The sequence below is a fragment of the Haemophilus sp. THUN1692 genome (assembly GCF_059704395.1).
In genome coordinates, this window is sequence record NZ_AP046579.1 from 2151246 (window position 1) to 2173791 (window position 22546).

A 22546-nucleotide genomic window follows, 5' to 3' on the forward strand; every position below is an offset into this window, starting at 1 on the left:
GTATTTAAAACAAAATCTAATGAGTTATTTAGCGCAGGCAATAGGCGAGTTAAAATCGCAAATTCACGCATATTTACAGCAATCAACGAGTGAACTTGTCCGTTTTCAGGTGAAACTGGACAAGGTTGATTTGTTGGCTTGGCTGAAAGGTCAATCTGCGTATCCACAATTTTATTTACATTTTCGTGATGAAGCAAAAGCATTAGCCGCTCTTGGTGAAGAGCGGTCATTTTCACAGTTAAATTTAGCGCAAGAGTTTATTGAAGAAAGTGGTTTTCCACTGGTAGGTGGTTTGCAATTTCAAGGTATAGCACAATTTGTATTGCCAAAAATTCTTGTTGAACAGGATGAGAAAGGTGCATTGGTATCATTTTTTGTGAAAGATGAGCAAAGTGTGAATGATACTTTAGCCCACCTCAAAACTTTTGAAAATTTCACCGCACTTTCTGCTTTGCCAAAACAGATTCCTTTGCATACAGAGCCTAGAGCTAACGAGAGGACTTGGTGTGATTGGGTAAATCAGGCTTTAGTAGAAATTAAAAGTGGAGAGCTGACAAAAATTGTATTAGCCAATGAAACCACTTTTCATTTAAAGCAAGCGATTAATGCGTACGATTTTTTAGCAGAAAGCGAAAAACAAAATCAAGGTTGTTATCATTTTTTGTGGGCTGAAAATCCTCATTCGGTTTTTGTTGGTTCTACACCAGAACGCCTATTTGCTCGTGAGTATAATTTGTTACTAACAGAGGCTTTGGCTGGGACAGCATCGGTTTCTGAAAGTGAGGAAGAAACTAAATCTCAAGCCAATTGGTTATTAAATGACGAGAAAAATTTAAAAGAAAATTGGTTGGTCGTAGAAGATATTTCGCAGAATTTACGTAATCAAGTAGAAAGTTTTGATGTAAGCAATGTGGAATTGAAACCGTTACGCAAAGTACAACATTTGATTCGTAAAATTCGTGCAAATTTGACCGCACATTATGCAGATGTAAATATATTAAAAGCGATTCATCCTACAGCTGCGGTATCTGGTTTGCCACAGCAACAAGCCAAAATGATTTTGTCAGAAATCGAAATCTTTGATCGTGGCTGGTATGCAGGAACATTGGGCGTGATGAGCGATGCATGTTCAGAGTTTTGTGTGGCGATTCGTTCTGCCTTTATTGAAGGTCATCGGATTCGTGTATTTGCTGGTGCGGGCATTGTGGCGGGCTCGCAGCCATTGGAAGAATGGAAAGAAATTGAACGTAAAGCGGCAGGGTTGATTTCCTTGTTTGCAGAAGAAAAATGATAACGGAGAAAAAAATGTCGGTAAGCGTGTTTAATCGTTGTTGGTCGAAAGTGATTTTAGAAACCTTGGTGCGCCAAGGCGTTTCTCACGTTTGTATCGCGCCAGGTTCGCGTTCGACACCTTTAACTCTTGAAGCCGTACGTTTGCAAAATGCGGGTTCAGTCAATTGTCATACTCATTTTGATGAACGTGGTTTAGGTTTTTTTGCCTTGGGTATTGCTAAGGCAACTCAATCACCTATTGCAATTATTGTTACATCAGGCACGGCGACTGCAAACCTTTATCCCGCAATTATTGAAGCACGCCAAACCAGTGTTAATTTATTTGTTTTAACTGCCGATCGTCCACCAGAACTTTGGGAGTGCGGCGCAAATCAGGCTATTTTGCAGCAAAATATGTTTGGTCAGTATCCGGTTGCAAATGTTAATTTACCTAAACCGAATGCTGATTATTCTGCGCAATGGTTGATTTCTCTACTTGAACAGGCTGCCTTTCAACAAAAACAACAAGGTGGCGTTGTTCATATTAATGTACCATTTGCCGAGCCGCTTTATGATGCAACTGATGAGGCTGTAGATTCTCACCCTTGGCTGCAGCCGTTACAACGCTGGTTAATTCAAACCAAGCCTTGGATGAATGTGGAAGTGCAACAGAATGAAGTATTAATGCATGAAAATTGGGATCATTGGCGTACCAAACGTGGTGTCGTTGTGGTTGGTCAATTACCTGCAGAACAAGCGATGGGCATTAATTCTTGGGCAAGCGCTATGGGTTGGATATTACTAACGGATATTCAATCTGGTGTTGTTCCAACTACGCCTTATGAAGATATTTGGCTCGCAAACCAAACTGTTCGTGAAAAACTTTTGCAAGCTGATATTGTGATTCAATTTGGTGCACGTTTTATTAGTAAACGAATTAATCAATTCTTACAGGCGTTTAAAGGTGAATTTTGGTTGGTTGAACAAAGCGGTAAAGCATTAGATCCTTATCATCATTCGCTTACCAGATTTAATGCAAAAGCATATCATTGGTTGCGTGCGCATCCTCCTTTACGCCAAAAGCCTTGGTTGCTTGAGCCGTTAGCTTTATCTAAATTCTGTGCGACCTTTATTGAACAGCAAGTAGGCGGAAATTTAACGGAAGCCTCGCTTGCATTACGTTTACCAACACTTTTACCTTATAACGGTGTTTTATTTTTAGGTAATAGTTTACTTGTTCGTCTGGTTGATGCGCTAACGCAATTACCAGAAAGTTATCCCGTTTATACCAATCGTGGCGCAAGTGGAATTGATGGTTTGTTGGCTACGGCTGCGGGAATTGGTATCGGTTCAAATAAACCTGTTGTTGCAGTGATTGGCGATACGTCCACTTTATATGATTTGAATTCTTTCGCATTATTCAAAAATGTTACGCAACCAACGGTAATCTTTGTGATCAATAATAATGGCGGTGCGATTTTTGATATGTTACCTGTGGATGAACAAATCAAAGATCAGTTCTATCGATTACCGCATAATGGTGATTTTTCTCAAATCGCGGCAATGTTCGATCTCAAATACGCTCATCCTTATACTTGGGCGGATCTTAATTCCGTTGTTAAACAGGCTTATAGTCGTCGCAAGGCAACGTTAATTGAAATTAAAACGAGTCCGAGTGATGGTAGTAGTTTGTATAAACGCTTAATCGAGCAAATTAGTCACGCTGTGATTGGTGCTTAAGTATTATGTAGGCGGGCTTTAGTCCGCCATATTTTATTATTTTCTATCAATAATCCCTTCAATGATAAACATCATTTTTCTTCACGGACTTCTTGGTACAAAAAACGATTGGCAAAAAGTCATTGAAAATCTACCGTACTTTAATTGTATTGCGCTAGATTTACCTTTTCACGGGCAAGCTAAAGACATTGAAGTCACAAATTTTGAAGAAACGGCGGAGTATTTGGCTCAGCAAATTAAAAGTGCGGTAAAAAATAAACCGTATTTTCTTGTTGGGTATTCTCTAGGTGGACGGATCGCTTTGTATTATGCGCTGCAAGCTCAGGTGGAAAGATTTAATTTGCAAGGCGTTATTTTAGAAGGGGCGAATCTAGGTTTAAAAACTGATGAAGAAAAGCAGGCTCGTTTTCAACATGATTTTGCTTGGTCGCAACGTTTTATACAAGAACCACCAGGAAATGTATTAAATGATTGGTATCAACAGCCCGTGTTTTCTCATTTGACCGCAGAAGAAAGACTGCAGTTAGTTGAAAAACGAAAATCAAATTGTGGTGAAAATATTGGCAGGATGTTGCTGGCGACAAGTCTATCTAAACAATCTGATTTTAGTGAAAAAGTGCGGTTAAGTTCTTTGCCATTTTTTTATTTTTGTGGCGAACGAGATCATAAATTTCAAACTATTGCCAAAGAAAATCAAATTGATTTAGTAACTATTCCTTCCGCTGGGCATAATTCACATTTAGAAAATTCAAAATATTTCTCTAAAAAAATAGAAAATTATGTATTAAAAATTGCTAGGCCTTAGTTAAAGTGCTAGGATTCAATCCTTTCTCTTTATAATAAACTACTAAGGAAACACAATGTCTACACAACTTCGTAATAATCCGATGAAAGTGGCGTTAGCCTCGATGGTCGGTACGGCAATCGAATTTTTTGATTATTATATCTATGCAGCTGCCGCTGTATTAGTTTTCAATACGCAATTCTTCCATAGCGATGATCCGCTTTCTAATGATTTACTTTCTCTTTCTACGCTTGCTTTAGCATTTTTTGCACGTCCAATTGGTTCTGCATTATTTGGACACTTTGGCGATAAAATTGGTCGTAAAAAAACCTTGGTTGCCTCCCTTGTTTTAATGGGCGGTTCAACAGTGGTAATTGGTTTACTTCCTAACTATGCTCAAATTGGTATCTGGGCGCCAATTTTGCTTTGCGTATGCCGTGTTGGTCAAGGTATTGGACTCGGTGGCGAATGGGGTGGTGCAGCTTTAGTCGCCACAGAAAATGCGCCAGAAGGCAAACGTGCATGGTACGGCACTTTCCCTCAATTAGGTGCGCCAATTGGCTTATTTGTAGCGAATGCAACATTCTTCTTAGTTAGCTATTTCCTCGGTCAAGATGCCCTTGTGGAATGGGCATGGCGTATTCCGTTTGTATCTTCTGTTTTATTGGTCGCTGTCGGCTTATATGTTCGCTTAACTTTGCATGAAAGCCATGTATTTGTGGAAGCGGAGCAAAAAGGCAAAAAATTGAATGCGCCAGTGAGTGTTGTTTTTACTAAACACTTAAAACCAATGATTATTGGCACATTTATCATGGTGGCAACTTATTCTCTGTTTTACATTATGACGGCTTTTGCTCAGGCATATTCTCGAACTGCACCAAAGCTTTCTGAAGCAGGTTATGCGCTTGGCTTAGGTATCCCAGCAAATACATTTACTGGCTTGTTATTAATTAGTGCTATTGTATTTGGTATTTTTATCAGTATTTCTGGTGTTTATGCCGATAAAATCGGTCGCCGTAAATGGTTAATTTGGGTGACGGTGGCTGTTGGTGTACTTGGTTTAACAATGCCATTCTTCTTAGAAAATGGTACCCCAATGAGCGTATTTGCATTTTTAGTAATTGGTATGGCGATCATGGGGATGACATTTGGTCCAATGGCTGCGCTATTACCAGAATTATTTCCAACGGAAGTGCGTTATTCAGGCGCATCTCTCGCCTATAATTTAGCATCAATTATTGGTGCAACGATTGCGGCGATGATTTCTTTAAAAATTAATGCATCATTTGGTGTGATGGGCGTAGGTATTTATTTAGCAATCAATGCCCTCATGACGCTATTGGCATTATTAGCGTCAAAAGAAACTAAAAATGTAGATTTAACACAAATCTAATCCTAGTTAAGAAAAAAAGAGCGGTGAAAATTTGATCTGCACTCTAAAAGTTGGACTCAACAACCAACAATTGAGGTGCAGATTTTTTTATGGGTAAACATTACACAATAGAATTTAAATTGGCTCTCCACTCTATTTTGAATGGAAAAATGAGTATTAGAGAAGCTGCGCGTTTTTACAATATTCCTTCCAACGCCCTAGTCGGGACGTGGTTAAAACGGTTTGAAAAAGTGGCATAAAAGAACTTATTCCCCGTAAACCATCAGGACGACCGCCGATGAAACCCAAATATGCAAAAATGCCACCTCCACCCAAAACTGAAGAAGAGCGTTTACGCCTGAGAATTTTACAGCTTGAAGCCTACCTAAATGAATTGAGAAGGCTCAGATTTCAGGACGAAGCCGAGTAAAGGAAATTATCCAAAGGTTAAGAACACGCTATCCGTTAAAATGGCTTTTAGGCTTTGCACAGTTAGCGCGTAGTACATTTTTTGCTAAACTTCAGATTAAACTAGATAAGGGTGAGCAGCTGAAAAAGGCCATTAAACGCATCAAAGCCAATCATCTTGATTATGTCTACCGACGTGTTCATGCCAGCCTGCTAACGGTAAATTACAAGAAAATCCAACGTCTAATGCTGGTATTCGGACGCCAAGTGCGGTCAAGAAAACGCAAGAAATTCACGACCTATCGAGGAACAATAGGCCATATTTCTCCGAATCGTCTTGAGCGTGATTTTACGGCAACTGCCCCGAATCAATAGTGGGTAACAGATATCACGGAGTTTAAAGCGAAAGATAGGGGGAGTCTATTTATCCCCTATTTTAGACTTATTTAACAATGAGATAGTCGCCTTTAATCTCAGTTACTTGCTGAATTGGGCACAAGTCAATGTTAAAGATGGCGAGCAAACGCCAGAATAAGGTTGAGGGCTTGATTTTACATTCAGACTAAGGTAGCAGTATGAGATGAGTGCTTACACCGAATATTTGCCGAGAAAGGTATAATTCAAAGTATGTCAAGAAAAGAGAATTGCTTAGATAACGCAGCAATGGAAAGTTTCTTTGGAGATTAAAAACGGGAATGCTTTTACAAGTGGGAATTTAAAACGAAAGAAGAGATAGTTGAATCGGTAAGGGATTATTTGGACTATTATAACCACCGTCGAATCCAACTGAAATTAAAAGGGCTGAGTCTGATACAATATCGTTGTCAGTCCTTGAATTAATCGTCTAGATTTTTGGGGGCAGATCATTTTTTGACTAAATTTATTTAGCCGTTTTTATTTTTAGCGGCTTTATAAAGCTCCATCGCTTCAGGTAATAAACGTTGTAAGTTTTCTTGACGAGACTGATCACTAGGATGAGTAGATGCTAACACATCAAGAGCACCTCGAGAACCACCAGACACTTTTGCCATTTTTTGCCACAATCCTGGCGCGACCTGTGGGTTGTATCCAGAACGAGCCATTAACATTAATCCTACTTCATCCGCTTCAGTTTCAGCACTACGAGAATAAGGTTTGTCTAAAGCAAAATCTTTAGTAAGCGAAACTAAATCTGTCACATCCGTCCCAACTGCAATAGATAATGCTGTTCCTCCAATGGCTCCAACAATATTACTCACGGTTCCAAAGTTAGTTTTAGCTTTACCATGTTCTTTTAATGCATGAGCCATTTCATGCCCCATTACAACTGCGATCTCATTATCATTAAGTTGTAAGGTATCAACTAACCCAGTATAGAATGCCATTTTACCGCCCGGCATTGCCCAAGCATTCAATTCTTTTGACTTAATAACATTAATTTGCCAGTTAAACTGCTGTCCAGTTTCATTAGCTTGGTTTGCATAATTCACCATTTTATGAAACACATGGTGAATTCGTTTTGCAGTATTTGATGAAGTATCAATTGCACCCTGAGTACGAATTTTTCCCATTTCTTGTGCATAACTACTCGCAGCCTCTCGATTTATAGAAGCCGAATCAGCACAAGCCGTTATAAGTGAACTAGCTAATAGCGCAAAAGCAAAACTTTTAAGTTGTTTTTTCATAAGTCATCCTTTTTTGAACTGAAGCAGATTATATAAATTTATTATTTTTTGTCGATATAAATATATTGCACTTTCCTTTTGCACTACTATAATAGTGCAAATTTATTTTAGAGGCATTTTATGACACAACAAAGATCACCTTCTCTCTTAGGCGGCGCGATGATCATCGCTGGTACAGCTATTGGTGCAGGCATGCTGGCTAACCCAACTTCAACGGCTGGTGTATGGTTTATTGGTTCGATTCTCGCTTTAATTTATACTTGGTTTTGTATGACGACATCAGGATTAATGATCCTAGAAGCTAATCTACATTATCCAACAGGTTCAAGTTTTGACACCATCGTTAAAGATTTATTAGGAAAAAGTTGGAATATTATCAATGGCCTTTCCGTTGCTTTCGTCTTGTATATTTTGACTTATGCCTACATAACCTCAGGTGGAGGCATTACACAAAATCTGCTCAACCAAGCGTTCAGTTCTGCTGAAAGTGCGGTGGATATTGGAAGAACTTCAGGCTCTTTAATTTTCTGCCTTATCCTTGCAGCCTTCGTGTGGCTTTCAACCAAAGCTGTGGATCGTTTCACAACCGTGTTAATTGTCGGGATGGTAGTTGCTTTTTTCCTTTCTACTACCGGTTTATTAAGCTCTGTAAAAACAGAAGTTTTATTCAATACCGTTGCTGAAGGCGAGCAAATATATTTACCTTATTTATTCACCGCACTTCCAGTGTGCTTAGTGTCTTTTGGTTTCCATGGAAATGTGCCGAGCTTAGTAAAATATTACAACCGTGATGGTCTACGAGTCATGAAATCAATCTTCATCGGTACGGGATTAGCACTCGTAATTTATATTTTATGGCAACTTGCTGTGCAAGGTAATTTGCCACGCAACGAATTTGCTCCAGTAATTGAAAAAGGCGGTGATGTTTCCGCATTACTAGAGGCATTACATAAATATATTGAAGTGGAATACCTTGCCGTCGCATTAAATTTCTTTGCTTATATGGCGATTGCCACATCATTCTTAGGCGTAACTTTAGGTTTATTTGACTATATTGCTGATCTGTTTAAATTTGACGACAGCTTATCTGGTAGAACAAAAACAGCACTCGTTACTTTTTTACCGCCATTATTGCTAAGCCTACAATTCCCTTATGGCTTTGTGATTGCCATTGGTTATGCTGGGTTAGCTGCAACCATTTGGGCTGCAATCGTACCTGCACTTCTTGCTAAAGCAAGTCGCCAAAAATTTCCATTAGCGAGTTATAAAGTTTACGGTGGCAATTTTATGATTGGCTTTGTGATCTTATTCGGTGTGTTAAATATTGTGGCACAAGTCGGTGCAAACTTAGGATGGTTTGCCAATTTCACAGGATAAGTTTTACTCGATACAATAAAGGTGTATAACTGATTAACTCTCAAAAAGTTAGATTGTTAAATTAAGGACTGAGTTCTGTAACTCACAGGGCTTAGTCCTTTTATTTTACACTGAAAGCAATTTTTACTGTGTTAAAGATCAAAAATTGATCACTTGTTGTTTAAATGACGGGGGATTTAACCATAAAAAATTTGCACCTTAATCAGTTGATTGTTTCGTTCAACTTTTGGGGTGCAAATCATACATAGGGCTTTGCCATCTATAACGCTAATTCAAAGAGGCGTATTAAAAACTAAAACTTAGTTTTACTTCAGCAGTTTTTTGTTTCTCTGCTTGTTTCGCTTTTGTTAATCCGCCAATTAAACTTAATTTTACATTATGGTATTTCAATTTAAGGCCTGCATTATATTGTTGTTGATTTTCAACGTTGTAAGCAAAATCATATTCATTTACGTTAATTTTTCCGTTGCCTTGATTTACATCATATCGAGTAGACAAAATTGGTGTAATGGAAAACTCGCCTAAGTTATAGGTATAACTTAAATCAAGTTGAGCAAAGGTTGTTTTGACGGATATAGGGTTTACTCTAATGCAATCTTGACCTAATGCAAAATTAGAGCTTGATAAGTAGCCATAACGAATACCTACACTTGGTTTAACCCCTAAATTCCCTATGTTAAACGCTTTGCCAGCTATTAGGCCTATTTGTGTGGTATAACGATCAAATTTAGCATTATTATTGGTTTGTAGGTTGCTTTGGAACTTGCCGTAGCCTAAATCAATACCCAAATACCAATGATTATCTGCATAATATTTAGAATAGAAATTAACTTGTGCTAGAGTAGTTTTACTTGTTGCCTCATCAAGGTTGTTACTATTCCGAACGTAAGTCAATATACCGCCTAGTTGAATATTTTTTGTAACAGATTTATCTAAGCCTAACTGGTTTCTTACACTTTGAGAACTAAAACGACGATATTGGCTTGAGGAATAATTTTCGTTCATCGAAGAATTAGATACCCAAACGCTGTATTGCCCCTCATTATTCATTTCTAGTTGATTAATATGTTGAGAAATCGCTTTTCCAACATTTAATGCAACAAATTGTGCTTTTGCCATTGAGTCAGAAAGTACAGAATTGGTGTTTTTACTAATGAGATCTCGCAGTTCAGGTTGAACTGTGCTAGCAGTATTGCTTTTTGGTTGAGCAGTTTTCTCAGGGCGTTTTTCTGGTGTTACCGTTTCTGCCGCCATATTTTCAGGTTGAGCTTTTTCTGATTTGCCTGCTTCAGGCTGAGTAGAATTGTCAGTCGTACTCACTTCTGGTTGAGCAGTTCCCTCAGGGCGTTTTTCAGGCGTTACTATTTCTACTGCTGTATTTTCAGGTTGAGCTTTTTCTGATTTGCCTGCTTCAGGCTGAGTAGCATTATCAGTCACACTCACTTCTGGTTGAGCGGTTTCCTCAGGGCGTTTTTCAGGCGTTACTGTTTCTATCGCTGTATTTTCAGGTTGAGCTTTTTCTGATTTGCCTGCTTCAGGCTGAGTAGCATTATCAGTCACACTCACTTCTGGTTGAGCAGTTTCCTCAGGGCGTTTTTCAGGCGTTACTGTTTCTGCCACCGTATTTTCAGGTTGAGATTTTTCTGATTTGCCTGCTTCAGGCTGAGTTGAATTATCAGTCGCACCCACTTCTGGTTGAGCAGTTTCCTCAGGGCGTTTTTCAGGCGTTACTGTTTCTGCCACCGTATTTTCAGGTTGAGATTTTTCTGATTTGTTTGTTTCAGGCTGAGTAGAATTATTAGTCATACTCACTTCTGGTTGAGCGGTTTCCTCAGAGTGTTTTTCAGGCGTTACTGTTTCTGCCACTGTATTTTCAGGTTGAGCTGTTCCTGATTTATTTACTTCAGACTGAGAGGAAGTTTCAGTCTCTTCAGGTTTATTTTGCGGTTCAACAGCCTCTACTTTTTTGTAAGTAATAATATAAGCATTTTTTCCGCTGGATTTCATTTCGGTCGCAATTAATCCATTAAAAGGTTTTTTATTTTTATCAAGTGAATTATTAAATGCGGATTTTAATACAACGTATTCTGCTAAGATTTCCCCATCTGGGCTTTGATGTGTAATCATTACTTGCTCAGGTATATCAATAACAATTGAATGTCCTATGTCAGTTCTATTAAAATCGTTATCTTGATTTTTTGGGGCTACATTTGTGGTCGTCGCAGAATTTGGAGTGGGTAGAGGAGTATCAACAACATTAACTGTTTCTTCATTTTTATGATCTACTTGAGTAGCCTCTGTGGTTTGATGTCTTTTTTCAACTTCTGAATTATATAAGCGATAAATTCCATTATCTTTACGTAATTCATATTTCCAAGCACCTAAATCAACGGTATTCCCAACTAATGACACATTTAAATTATCTTTTTGAGCATTTGAAGCATCTAAAAGCGTGAGTTCATTGTGATTAGGTTCTCCTGTTTTACTTTTCACATTTAATTTAAAATCACCTGAAGCAGAGTTTTTTACCACTACTTTATCGCCTTGCTTATCAGTAAGATCAGTCAAGTAATAGAAATGCCCATTGCCTGATAAGTTATTCACAGTCAGCGTGTTATATTTTTTCACACTGTTTTCATTCTCTGCTGTATTTAAACGAATATGTCCATTGTCTACATTTAAGTGATTAACATTGCTATCGCCAGTTAAATACCATTTACTATTTTCAGTTAAACGTACTTGGCTGTTTCCACCTGCCTGAATTGAGCCATGCAAATTGGCTTTGCCTAAGGTAAAGCTTGCACTTTCGGTTAAATTTACATTACCGCGCAAATTAGTTGGATTAAAACTATTGAGTGCTTTTGTAGATAAAGTACCATTATGGCAAGTCACATAGCCCGTATAGTCAGAACGTACACAAACCGTATCCCCAGCTTTATAGCCAATATGCACTTGCGCATTATCTGAGGCTGTGACATTTGAAGTAATATTTGCAACATTGCGTCCTGAATAAAGGGTGGCATTGCCATTCACTTTTATTACGGTTGCTTTAAAAGTGCGGTCAATCCAGTCATCTTCTACCACTACTTCATTATTTTCAGTAAAGTGTTGATCTTTTTCCGTTGAAGAAATATTAGCAATATCTCTTGCGTGTGGTGTTGGTCTGCCGGAAAGGAATAATGTACCTTTTTCAACTTTTAATTCACCGTTAAGGTTTGTTCCGCCAGTCAATAAAAAGCGATTTTGATCGGTTTTACCGCTAAAAGTGATATTTAATTCACCATTTGTGCCTTTACCATCATCTTCACCAAAGTAGCCATTAAAACCATTCATTCGCTCATTGTTGATATGATTCATTACATTTATTTTGGCATCTGTTTCATTTTTACCCATATATAGCCAATCTTGATTGCTTTCTTTTCCATTACAAGGCATTTCAGCACGAGGACTAGAACCTCTTTTTAAGGCATAATATGTTCTACATTCACTACTATAATAGAGGTGTTTACCATATGGCACCGGAGTAACTCGTAATGGGTTTTCTTCATCTCGTGGCTGCATCGTATATATTTGATTAATTTGATTTAAATTTGTAATCAAATTATCCCCAGTAATAGTTACATTAGAGGATTTACTGGTATTGTGATTAACTAACCTAGCCCCCTCATCAATATTTCTAATGTGATCAAATTTAAGTGAATTACCGTTTAAATCTAATCGTCCCCCTCTAAATCCAAAGTAAATAGAGCTAGGAGCTACTTGTTTTTCATCTGTGAGAACAACAGTTGGGCGACCGCTTACAATTCCAAGCATAGAGAAAGCTTTAACTTTTCCCGATGAATCAGCCTCTTGTTTTAGGATAACTTTTCCATCCCCTACTTTAAGTTGCCCTTTGTTTTCTCCTTTTCCTTGAACAACTAAAGTACCTTCACCAATTTTAGCTAATCGATCATATTGAGGATTATGTACTTTCCATACAACGGTATTTCCTTTTTCGACAGATACACCAGCTCCTTTCCAAGTAGTATTATCTGAAGTGCCTTTAACTTCATAATCACCTTCAAAAAATAATCCGCCAGCACCTTGATCAATATCATTGTTTAAGGTAATTGTTCCACTTCCATTAAACGTAACATTTTTGCCATGATTAGGGTTATTTTTTCCATCAGATAAATCAACATTCAACGTTTCAGAACTATTAGAAATGACACTTGATTTGTTATTTATAGTTTTCCAATTATATTCTGTATTAGGATTGGTCAATGAACCTGCAGTATCTCTTCTATAAACAGTTTTAGCAAAGTCAGGTTTATAAATATTCCATTCTTGCCAAGATTTTTTGTTATATCCCCCCCAGAAATCATAGGCTCCAAGGAAAAGCCATTTACCTTTATCTTTGTTATAAACAAAAAGTGGGGATCCGCTGTCTCCTAAAACAGCATAATTGGTCAGTGGATCTTGTGATAATAAGGTCTTAGGATCCCTATATCTATTGGCAACTCCAAATCCAATTAGTCCATCATTTTCGTGATTAACTTCATAAGGTGTTCCTCCAATAGCATATCTATAAGCCTCACCAACTAAATTTAAGTCGCTACCTCCAACCTCACGATGGTCTAAAATTAAGCTATAATTAGCTCCCTTTTTATAGACAAAAGGTGTTCCACTTCCAATCCTAACGAAAGATGAGTATTTTTCTGTATTGTTATATTCGCCTTTAGTGCTATTCGAAGTTGAAGGTTCTACAGGTATAACCTCTGTTACAAATTTATCTAATCGTGGCATATAATAATCTTCACGACGTTTTTGCTCATCTTTTGCACTAGGAGTGGAGGGGAAATCATTTCTATTAACTGTCAAGTATCTATTTTCTTCTGATGATACATCTCGATGTTGAATGGAGTTTCCATACTTTCTCTCTCCATTTAAATTCCCAAAATGAAGTTCATCCACATTACCACCAACGTGTTTTACACCTACTACATATTGTGGATTCACCAACGTAGCAATTCGTTTATCTACATCTACCACGCTAAAATCAATCATCGGAATACCGTTAGGTAAGGCAGTGCCCAAATCTTTATTATTTTTATCTTTTACTAGCACATTTGTTGCCCCCACAGAGAATATTCCTTTGTTTTCTGCAAAATCACGGAATATTTGATAATCCACATCGTTTCTAACTAATGCAGCTTCTGTATAAGGGGTTAGTGCATAGGCGACAGTTAGGGCAATAAAATTAAGTTTGAATTTTTTATTTAGCATGTTGGTTGTCCTTATAAATTGATTTTGAAAAGTAGATTTGATAGGACCAGTTTTATATTACGGCTATGAGGTGATTCAAATCTTGGAGATGTGTTGCGGTGTTAATTTGCCAGTTTGATTTTAGAGGCGTTTTTTACCATAAATTGTTCAAAAAAATGAATCATATTCACTAATAAATTACTAGCTAATGATAATTATGTCTAACTTTTAAAAATTCAATTATTTTTCACCGCACTTTTATCTAATCTAACGTTTTAATGATTCCATTATCGACTGAAAACATTTTTCTGTTTTCGACTTGCATCTCTTTTAATTGTTCTTGGGTAATGGCAGTAACAAACACTTGTGAACCGCTTTGTTGTAATCGTTCTGCCAACAGTGCTCGCTTATATTGATCCAATTCTGATGCAAAATCATCGATCAAAAAAATACAATGGCGTTGCTTTTCTTTCATTAAATGCTCGCCTTGAGCCAGTCTTAATGCGCACATTAAAAGTTTAAGTTGTCCACGAGAAAGCACATCTTCTACTGGCAACCCTTGTGCTTTGAAACGAAAATCAGCTTTTTGAGGTCCAGAAAATGTGTAATTTAAGGCGCGATCTCGTTCAAAATTTTGCTCAAGAATCTCAGCGTAATCGGTATTTTTTTCCCATCCTTGATGAAAGCTGACATTAATTTCTAATTCAGGGAGGAATAGTTGGCAAGTTTGCTCGATTTCGGGGCGCAGCGCTTCTGCATATTCGGCACGCCATTGACTCACTTGATGAGCGAGTTTGGCAAGTTCGACATCCCAAACTTTAATAGCGGAGTAGGGCTGATTTTGTGCAAGCGCTGCATTTCTTTGTTTGAGTAATCGATTAAGGTTGCTCCAAGAAGCATAAAAACTTGTTTGATGGTGAAAAAGTCCCCAATCCAAAAATGCTCGTCGATAACTTGGCCCACCATTGAGTAAGGTTAACCCTTCTGGGGTGATTAATTGCATTGGCAAAAGATGAGCAAGATCGGAAATTTTATTGCCATCTTCACCGTTAATTTTTACTAACGTGTTGCCTTGACGAAGTTTTTGTAATCCTACTGACCATTGATGTTGGCTTTCTTGGATTTGTCCAAATAGGGTAAAGTGAGGTTCGTCGTAAGAAATGATGCGATTTGTTACCGCACTTTTGAATGAGCGTCCGTGACCAAGATAAAAAATGGCTTCTAATAAGCTTGTTTTCCCGCTGCCATTGTTGCCGACCAAAAAGTTAAAGCCGGGATCAAAATCAAGATCCACGGCTGTTAAGTTACGAAATTTTTCGACCAGTAAGCGCGAAATCGCCATATTATAAACGCATTGGCATAATTACATATTCGCTACTGCTGTCTTCGCAGTTTTCGATTAAGCAACTAGAGGAAGCATCAGTTAGGCGCATGCGAACTTGATTGCATTTAAGCGCATTTAGCACATCAAGAATATAGGTGACATTAAAGCCGACCTCTAATTCTTCGCCATTGTAATTGACATCGACGATTTCTTCCGCTTCTTCATGTTCGGTGTTGGAGGCAGTAATTTTTAGTTGGTTTTCGCTTAAGTTTAAACGCACGCTACGCACGCGCTCATTCGATAAAATTGATGCGCGAACAAAGGCTTGTTTAAGAATTTCCCAGCTGCCTTCGACAATTTTCGTCGTGTTACGAGGCAGCACTCGGCGATAGTCAGGAAAACGACCATCAATTAATTTTGATGTAAATACAATGTTTTTTAAATGGATACGTAAATTGTTAGTACCGATTTGTAAACGCGCTGGTTCATCGCTTGTTTCTAATAAACGAACAAGTTCTAACACGCCTTTACGCGGTAAAATCACAGAATGATTTTGTAATTCTTGTTCAAGTGAGATAGTACACACCGCAAGTCTATGACCATCTGTCGCCACGGTACGCAATAAATTGCCTTCTGTTTCAAACTTCATGCCATTTAAGAAATAGCGGGCATCTTGGTTTGCCATAGAAAATTGAGTGGCTTCAATTAAACGGCGCAAGGTATTTTGCGGTAGTTCAAAATCCACTTCAGACTGCCAATCTGTGAGGTTGGGATATTCTTCTGCAGGTTGAGTTGTGAGTGTAAAACGGCTACGCCCAGACTGCACTAATGCACGGTCTTCTTCAAAAGTAACCGTGATTTCTGAATCATCAGATAAAGTGCGGCAAATATCTAAGAATTTTTTTGCTGGAATCGTAAAGGTGCCATTTTCAGAAGACGATGAAAGCTGAGTTTGACTAGAGAGTTCAACTTCTAAATCTGTGCCTGTGATAGTCAATCTATTGTCTTCAATTTGCAACAACACATTGTTTAATACAGGAATGTTTGGACGACTACTCAATACGCCACATACTTGTTGCAACGGTTTTAATAAATTTTCTCTTGAAATACTAAATTGCATTGCGTTCTCCTTTTATGCGGATAAAGTGCGAATTAAATTCGCCCAATCTTCTTGAATACTATTATCTTGCTCGCGGAATTTTGGTACTTCGCGGCAAGCGTTTAATACGGTCGTGTGATCACGGTCAAAGGCACGACCGATTTCTGGCAAACTGCGGTTTGTTAATTCTTTTGCTAATGCCATTGCAATTTGGCGTGGACGAGTCACTGAGCGCGCACGACTTTTTGATTTTAAATCTGAAACCTTAATTCGATAATATTCAGCCACTACCTTTTGAATGTTTTCAATGGTAACCAAGCGTTCTTGAAGAGCCAAAATATCTTTTAAGGTGTCACGCACGAAATCAATATCAATGTCGCCACCTTTGAAGTCTTGCATTGCTTTCACTCGATTTAACGCCCCTTCGAGTTCACGCACGTTGGTACGCAAGCGTTGAGCAATGAAGAAAGCAACTTCTTCTGGCAAGTTCATATTATGTTCTTCCGCCTTTTTCAATAAAATCGCTACACGCGTTTCAAGATCGGGCGGCTCAATAGCTGTTGTTAAGCCCCAGCCAAAACGTGATTTTAAACGTTCTTCAATTTTCTCAATTTCTTTAGGGTAACGATCTGATGTTAAGATAATTTGGCGACCAGTTTCAAATAAGTTATTGAATATATGGAAGAATTCTTCTTGAGTTTTTTCTTTTTCTGCAAAAAATTGAATGTCATCCACTAAAAGTGCGTCGAGAGAACGATAGAATTTTTTGAACTGATCCATTTTATTATCACGTACTGCTTTTACCATATGTTGCATAAAGTTATTTGCGTGAATATAAAGCACACGCGCATTCGGTTTATTGGCTAAAATGCCGTTACCAATCGCGTGTAACAAGTGGGTTTTCCCTAAGCCTGTACCACCATATAAAAAGAAAGGATTGGCCGAAGGTTCGCCTGGTGCTTGAGCAAGTTTTTGACCGACTGCACGTGCGAGTTGGTTCGATTTACCTTCAACAAAGTTATCAAATAAGTGTTTAGTATTGAGATGGGATTCAAATTTTACTGAAGCACTAGATTCAGCTTGAAAATCTACCGCACTTTCTGTTTTAGGATTGCCACTTGGTGCACTGTCCACTACTTTAGGTGCAGGTTTGACCCCTTCTTTTAAAGAAATGCAAAGTTCAGGATTTTGTGCAAGTGTTTGACAAATTTGCTGGATTTGTGCGAGATAATGAGTTTCCACCCAACCTTTCACAAACATATTAGAAGCATATAAAACAATGTGGTTATCCGCCACCACATCAGCCTGTAAAGGACGAAGCCAAGTGCTAAGATCGCTGGCTGAAACTTGATCTTGAAGTTGTAACAGGCAACTTTGCCAAAGATTTGAGAGAGTCACAAAAGGATCCTTGTTGTTTTTGTAATAGAGAAAAGTGCGGTAAAAATTGTCGGAGATTTTACAATAAATGCGTGGAAAGATCTTCTAAAAAATCCAAGTTTGGTTTTTCACTTAAGCAGATTATAGAACAGAAAAAGATGCGCCAGTAAGGTATAGATATAGCATGTCTAGTCCATCTGGCGCATTTTAATTTAGAATTTCATTTCTAATGTTAAGGTATAGTTTCGTCCTGATGCTGCGTAGCGAGTATAGTTACCAACATTTTGATGTTGATTGACCGCACCTTGTGCTGTTTGACGCACCGCTTCCCAAGTAACATAGCGATAGTTGAATAAATTATATATCCCTAATCGAAGCATAATATTTTTATTCACCATGTAATAACCCGATACATCTAAGATATGCCATGCCCGAGTAAGTTTTCTTGTTGATTTTACATTCCTTGAATTGTTACCCAATGCACGTTGTCCTAACAATTCATTTTGAGATTTTGCTTTTGATTGAGTAAACATTGTATTAATTCCCCAAGTATTACTTGGATGATCATAGCCTAAACCAATGATATAACGGCTGGGCTGAATGGCATCAAATAAATAACTGCTTACGGAGGCCAAACCAGCATTGATTTTTTGATCTTTAACTTTTACTCGGTTATAAGCAAATGTTGCATACCAACCGTAGGGAATACGTTTCCATAAACCATTAAAATCTAATTGCGCAGTTATATTTATGCCAACTAATTTTGCATTTTGTGCATTATGATATCCATAATTGCCCTTTCCAACTCCCTTTTTATTAAGTTCTTCAGCAAAGGCGATAAGATTTCGATAAGCATTACTAAAATGACTGATCTCAATATTACCAAAGTCCCCTTTTAGAGCGATACCGAACTCTTGGTTACGAGATGTTTCAGGTTTAAATTTACCTACATAAACATCGGTATTATTGCCACCATACCGCCATCCATACATTTCAGCAAAACTAGGATTTCTAAACCCAGTAGAAAGGCGATAAGAAAGATCAAGCCATTCGGTTGGTTTTATGACAATACCAGTATTCCAAGAGAAATTTTTAAATTTACCAACACTAATAGTTGATTCATTAGCTGTTGTACGAGATACGTCATACCGAATACCTACTCCTAAATCAACGTATTTCCCTAATGCCATATTATTGCGTGCTGCGAAATAATAATTTTTCCCTTTAATTAACCGCACTTTACAGCCTCTGTAATTAGAGGACTTACCTTGATAATCACAAGAATCTTGTCCTGCAAAATATGCTTTTGGTTTCGGGTATAAGTAAGGTTTTGAGGGTAAACCATTTCTTGTTTCACCAGTCTTTGAAATACTATCTGCCGTAGCGATAACACGTCGAGTTAAATAATCTTTGTGCTGAAGCATTGAAGTGAAGTCATCAAAACCAAGATTGAAAGCAATTTGTTGAGTAAACCAATCCAGTTTAATCTTTTTCTCTAAATCTAATTGCAGCATGTTATGTTTTTCTTTATAAACATTTCTATCAGAATGATAGTATGAATAAGGTTTATCAAGTGTTGGACGGCAATTCTTACTTGGATTAGGATAAAGACTGCAGTGCGTATGTTGCATATAACTGTCAAGTATAATGTTTTGTTGATTAGCACTTAACACTGCTTTGTCAATGATTCCCACTTTGTTCTTATTTTCGTAAATATATTCAATACCTACACGCTGTTTTCTATGGTGTTCATCAAAATAAAGACCACTTGCATATTTAACGCCTCGACCATCTCCAATATGTTGGTATGCACCATAATCTTGCATGGGATAAAAAGGTCGACTGCTTAAATCACGCTCTTCTGTTGGTCTTAAATAAGCGGGAAATGTCATATCACGGATATCAAATTTTTGTTGTGTTAATTCAAAAATACCACCGATATAGTGTTGTTCAGAAAAATGATAACCTCCTCTTAAAAACCAAGACTGGCTTTCATATTTCATTGGATTAGGTTTGATACGGTTAGCCCCCGTATAATCTGAAACGCTTACGGTTTCGCTTTGGGAGGATAACTTCGCAGGTGGTTTGGCTGAAGTTATACAACTGTCATAATCATTTGGACACTCATCTTGTATCACAAAGTATCCATAAGATGTATCTGTTGTGGCGATTAAGCGATCATAACTTTGTACGCCTTTTAATGCATCTTTATGGACTTGGGTTTCCTCCGAATTTCGTTGAGTGTAAATGGCGACCCCTTCAAATCCCCCTTGTTTTCCAGCTACAGCTAAAGAATGGGTAAAGCCTTTATTTTTGCTTGAATAAGCATTTTTAGCTTGAATTCCCCATGATTTGTCTCCTTCTAAGATATCGGCTGCTGATTTGCTTTGAAATGTTACAGAACCAGCTAGTGCCCCATTACCATACTCAGAAGAACTGCCTCCTTTGCTTATTTCGACGGCTTTTACATTTTCATATTCAATTTCATTAATTGCACCAGTGCCAGAATATCCTGAACGAGCAACTAACGGACTTTGGACAACATAAGATTGCGTTTGAGGTAAACCATCTACTAATAAAGCAACTCTATTTCTGTCCATACCACGAATAGAATATCCAGAACTTGCACCGCGGCCTTGTTCTACAACTGAAATGCCAGGATCATAGCGAGTTAGATCTCGAATATTTAATACTTGCTCTCGGCTAATACTTTCGCTAGTTTTGATAATTTTTCCGAGACCTGTTACTTCATTATCTTTACGATCTCTTATTTTTTCTGCAGTGACTGATATAGTTTCTAATTCTGTATCTTTTGTGCTTTTAGTTTCTGCTTTTACATAGTGTGAAATTAAAATGCAAGAGAGCATGCTTAAGCAAAAATAGGATTTTTTAGTCATTTTCAGTTCCTCTCTATTTTGTTTTTTCGATTTGATGTTTAGCACCAAAGACAACTGCCGCTCTTGCATTTTCTGAATTGGATGATGAAGATACGACTGAGGAATTTTCAGAATTTGTAGCTGTAGTATTTTTTCCGTTATAGGTGAAGTATCCTCCTAATTCAGAAGCATGAGGTCCATAAAATGCCCCATTTACGTCAGTTGTAATATTAATTTTGGCATTTTGAGTTTGACTATTTTTACCATCTATTACTAAATCTTTTGCGGTTGCTGTACCAGTGAAGGCATTACCACTATTTTTAAAGGTAGCATCAATGTTAAAAACGGTATTTTGCGTGTCTGCACGTTTTAACTCACCTTTTAATGTTTTATTGTCAAAATTAACATCAAAATCAGAAACACCACTTTTATCTCGCTGTTTATCTCCAGTAGTTGAGTAAGATGTCGTACCATCACTAATATAACCAAACCAACTACCATGATATTTAGCACTTCCTTTTTTAGGCATTTCGGCATTGGCAGTACGATGTCCTAACAAAAACTGGTGGTATTGTTTTGTTTGATCTGTGTTGTTTTTATCTTTGGTAGGTTTATCCTCATAATACATACCAAATTTTACATAGTTTAGATTATTGCAACATGCTTCCACTTTATAGCTTTTATTTCCAATATCGTGATGTTTACTCGTTACGAAGTCATCAGTATTTTCTTCAGGTAAAAGAGGAACAGGGTAATTATCAATTAAAAGATAATCAGCTTCACCAAAACTTGGTATATCTTTCGTCGTAAAGTTTTCTGCATTGGTTTTTGTATTGGCTGTTGCATCAGTTGTTTTAAAAGTAGTTAGCTTGCCATCAATTAAGGTTTCTCTGGATAACGCTTTGTTTTCTGGGGTTTGTGGAGTTTCTTTAGCGCTAAATACCCCAAAAACTCGGTTATCGCCAGCTAAAAACTTTCCTCCTAATTCTTCACCTTTAGGCCCATAAAAACCACCTTCTAATACGCCCTCACTAGTAAAAGGATGTTCTGTGGAATCTTTTTGAGCAGGATTTACTTTACCTCTGAATCTATTACTATAAATATTGGCATCTATATCATAGAGTTTTTCCTTTTTATATTCTTGATTATTAGTTTTTCTTTTGGTGTAAAACAGTTCTCCTGTCAGTTTTTTAGTCCTAAAATCTGCACTAAATTCACTCACTAGCCCCTTCTCTCTCCCCTCATTATTTTCAACTTCTAAATCTATATCGCTAGGCGTTGCACTACGTCTAGAATAAGCTTGACCGCCAGAATTTCTCAACAATTCATAAGTCTTGCCATTTTGAGTTGCAGTAATAAAATCCCAAGTTCCTTTATACTTTGCTACGCCATTTACAGGTAATGTAGTGGCTGTTTGATTACCAAAGTAATACGCATATCCATAGAAACCTAAATACCACTTGTTATTTGGTAAATCTTGTAGACTCCACGATGGAATATAATAAAGCCCTGAATATACATATCGCTGCCCATGATGATTTTCTGTTGCCTGTGTTGCCAAAGGTTCCTCAATTGAGCCAATTGGATTTGTACTGTATTTATTTTCTTTTTCAACATCATCTTTAATCGTAGAAAGTGAGGAAAAATATGATATATAGTCATTTTCATTTAAGAGACTAGGTTCTTTATTACCACGAAGATTCTGAGCCACTAACTTCATCCCTCCTCCTAAAGAAGGAATGGACAACTTTTGCAAATTAGATTTTGTTCTTTGATTCGAGGTATCGTCTTGATAACGTGGTTTAGAAGAGGGGGTATTAGAGACGTCATCTACATCAAAAGAGCCACCTCCCCCGCTACAAGCACTTAATAAAAGGGAAAGTCCACCAGAGATAAGAGGTACAGATTTCATAGAATTATATTCTTATATAAAATTGATAATTGTTCGCATTATCATTTTTTTATTGTAATAATGTCAACTTAGAATTTTTTAAGTTCATGGATAAAAT

13 protein-coding genes and 1 pseudogene are annotated in these 22546 nt (G+C 37.5%); 7 read left to right on the forward strand and 7 right to left on the reverse strand.

Features of this window, described 5'->3' with window-relative positions; genetic code table 11:
• Nucleotides 1-19: 19 nt before the first annotated feature.
• From AC6H0A_RS11075 to AC6H0A_RS11100, 6 genes and pseudogenes are all read left to right on the forward strand, one after another.
• Nucleotides 20-1291 (forward strand): isochorismate synthase, encoded by a 1272-nt coding sequence (locus AC6H0A_RS11075; RefSeq protein WP_179230806.1) that lies wholly within the window; start codon nucleotides 20-22, stop codon nucleotides 1289-1291.
• Nucleotides 1292-1305: 14 nt separating this feature from the next.
• Nucleotides 1306-3012, forward strand: a complete 1707-nt coding sequence (gene menD, locus AC6H0A_RS11080; protein WP_179230807.1) for a 2-succinyl-5-enolpyruvyl-6-hydroxy-3-cyclohexene-1-carboxylic-acid synthase — start codon at nucleotides 1306-1308, stop codon at nucleotides 3010-3012.
• 61 nt (nucleotides 3013-3073) lie between these two features.
• Nucleotides 3074-3817, forward strand: a complete 744-nt coding sequence (menH, locus tag AC6H0A_RS11085) for a 2-succinyl-6-hydroxy-2,4-cyclohexadiene-1-carboxylate synthase (RefSeq protein ID WP_005640022.1) — start codon at nucleotides 3074-3076, stop codon at nucleotides 3815-3817.
• A 55-nt stretch (nucleotides 3818-3872) separates the two neighbouring features.
• A complete protein-coding gene (locus AC6H0A_RS11090) occupies nucleotides 3873-5189 on the forward strand; it encodes an MFS transporter (protein WP_005640020.1) in 1317 nt (438 codons plus the stop codon).
• A gap of 149 nt (nucleotides 5190-5338) precedes the next feature.
• Nucleotides 5339-5428, forward strand: a complete 90-nt coding sequence (locus AC6H0A_RS11095) for a helix-turn-helix domain-containing protein (protein WP_167351472.1) — start codon at nucleotides 5339-5341, stop codon at nucleotides 5426-5428.
• An 847-nt stretch (nucleotides 5429-6275) separates the two neighbouring features.
• Nucleotides 6276-6416: pseudogene (locus tag AC6H0A_RS11100) on the forward strand (IS3 family transposase); the annotation flags it as partial.
• A 44-nt stretch (nucleotides 6417-6460) separates the two neighbouring features.
• Here the strand turns inward: AC6H0A_RS11100 and AC6H0A_RS11105 are convergent.
• Complete coding sequence (locus AC6H0A_RS11105) at nucleotides 6461-7240, reverse strand: M48 family metallopeptidase (RefSeq protein WP_005640018.1); 780 nt, start codon at nucleotides 7238-7240, stop codon at nucleotides 6461-6463.
• A gap of 120 nt (nucleotides 7241-7360) precedes the next feature.
• Here AC6H0A_RS11105 and mtr point away from each other — a divergent pair, with 120 nt between their 5' ends.
• On the forward strand, nucleotides 7361-8617 hold the full coding sequence (gene mtr / locus AC6H0A_RS11110; RefSeq protein WP_005640016.1) for a tryptophan permease: 1257 nt from the start codon (nucleotides 7361-7363) through the stop codon (nucleotides 8615-8617).
• Between the two features lie 285 nt (nucleotides 8618-8902).
• On the opposite strand, the gene AC6H0A_RS11115 is transcribed toward mtr, so the two are convergent.
• The 6 genes from AC6H0A_RS11115 to AC6H0A_RS11140 form a co-directional block, all read right to left on the reverse strand.
• Nucleotides 8903-13882: a S6 family peptidase gene (locus tag AC6H0A_RS11115; protein WP_497512650.1), complete on the reverse strand. Its 4980-nt coding sequence runs from the start codon at nucleotides 13880-13882 to the stop codon at nucleotides 8903-8905.
• 241 nt (nucleotides 13883-14123) lie between these two features.
• Nucleotides 14124-15203 (reverse strand): DNA replication/repair protein RecF, encoded by a 1080-nt coding sequence (gene recF / locus AC6H0A_RS11120; protein WP_005640009.1) that lies wholly within the window; start codon nucleotides 15201-15203, stop codon nucleotides 14124-14126.
• Between the two features lies 1 nt (nucleotide 15204).
• Nucleotides 15205-16305, reverse strand: coding sequence for a DNA polymerase III subunit beta (gene dnaN / locus AC6H0A_RS11125; RefSeq protein WP_005640006.1), 1101 nt, complete (start codon nucleotides 16303-16305; stop codon nucleotides 15205-15207).
• A gap of 12 nt (nucleotides 16306-16317) precedes the next feature.
• Nucleotides 16318-17682 (reverse strand): chromosomal replication initiator protein DnaA, encoded by a 1365-nt coding sequence (dnaA, locus tag AC6H0A_RS11130; protein ID WP_005640004.1) that lies wholly within the window; start codon nucleotides 17680-17682, stop codon nucleotides 16318-16320.
• Nucleotides 17683-17873: 191 nt separating this feature from the next.
• Nucleotides 17874-20558, reverse strand: a complete 2685-nt coding sequence (locus AC6H0A_RS11135) for a lactoferrin/transferrin family TonB-dependent receptor (RefSeq protein WP_497512651.1) — start codon at nucleotides 20556-20558, stop codon at nucleotides 17874-17876.
• Between the two features lie 13 nt (nucleotides 20559-20571).
• Nucleotides 20572-22449, reverse strand: coding sequence for a transferrin-binding protein-like solute binding protein (locus tag AC6H0A_RS11140; protein ID WP_497512652.1), 1878 nt, complete (start codon nucleotides 22447-22449; stop codon nucleotides 20572-20574).
• Between the last annotated feature and the right edge of the window lie 97 nt (nucleotides 22450-22546).

Coding starts and splice junctions, on each gene's coding strand:
- AC6H0A_RS11135 (WP_497512651.1), bottom strand. CDS start 20,558: ATGACTAAAAAATCCTATTTTTGCTTAAGCATGCTCTCTTGCATTTTA.
- menH (WP_005640022.1), top strand. CDS start 3,074: ATGATAAACATCATTTTTCTTCACGGACTTCTTGGTACAAAAAACGAT.
- AC6H0A_RS11105 (WP_005640018.1), bottom strand. CDS start 7,240: ATGAAAAAACAACTTAAAAGTTTTGCTTTTGCGCTATTAGCTAGTTCA.
- menD (WP_179230807.1), top strand. CDS start 1,306: ATGTCGGTAAGCGTGTTTAATCGTTGTTGGTCGAAAGTGATTTTAGAA.
- AC6H0A_RS11075 (WP_179230806.1), top strand. CDS start 20: ATGAGTTATTTAGCGCAGGCAATAGGCGAGTTAAAATCGCAAATTCAC.
- AC6H0A_RS11140 (WP_497512652.1), bottom strand. CDS start 22,449: ATGAAATCTGTACCTCTTATCTCTGGTGGACTTTCCCTTTTATTAAGT.
- AC6H0A_RS11115 (WP_497512650.1), bottom strand. CDS start 13,882: ATGCTAAATAAAAAATTCAAACTTAATTTTATTGCCCTAACTGTCGCC.
- dnaN (WP_005640006.1), bottom strand. CDS start 16,305: ATGCAATTTAGTATTTCAAGAGAAAATTTATTAAAACCGTTGCAACAA.
- recF (WP_005640009.1), bottom strand. CDS start 15,203: ATGGCGATTTCGCGCTTACTGGTCGAAAAATTTCGTAACTTAACAGCC.
- mtr (WP_005640016.1), top strand. CDS start 7,361: ATGACACAACAAAGATCACCTTCTCTCTTAGGCGGCGCGATGATCATC.
- AC6H0A_RS11095 (WP_167351472.1), top strand. CDS start 5,339: ATGAGTATTAGAGAAGCTGCGCGTTTTTACAATATTCCTTCCAACGCC.
- AC6H0A_RS11090 (WP_005640020.1), top strand. CDS start 3,873: ATGTCTACACAACTTCGTAATAATCCGATGAAAGTGGCGTTAGCCTCG.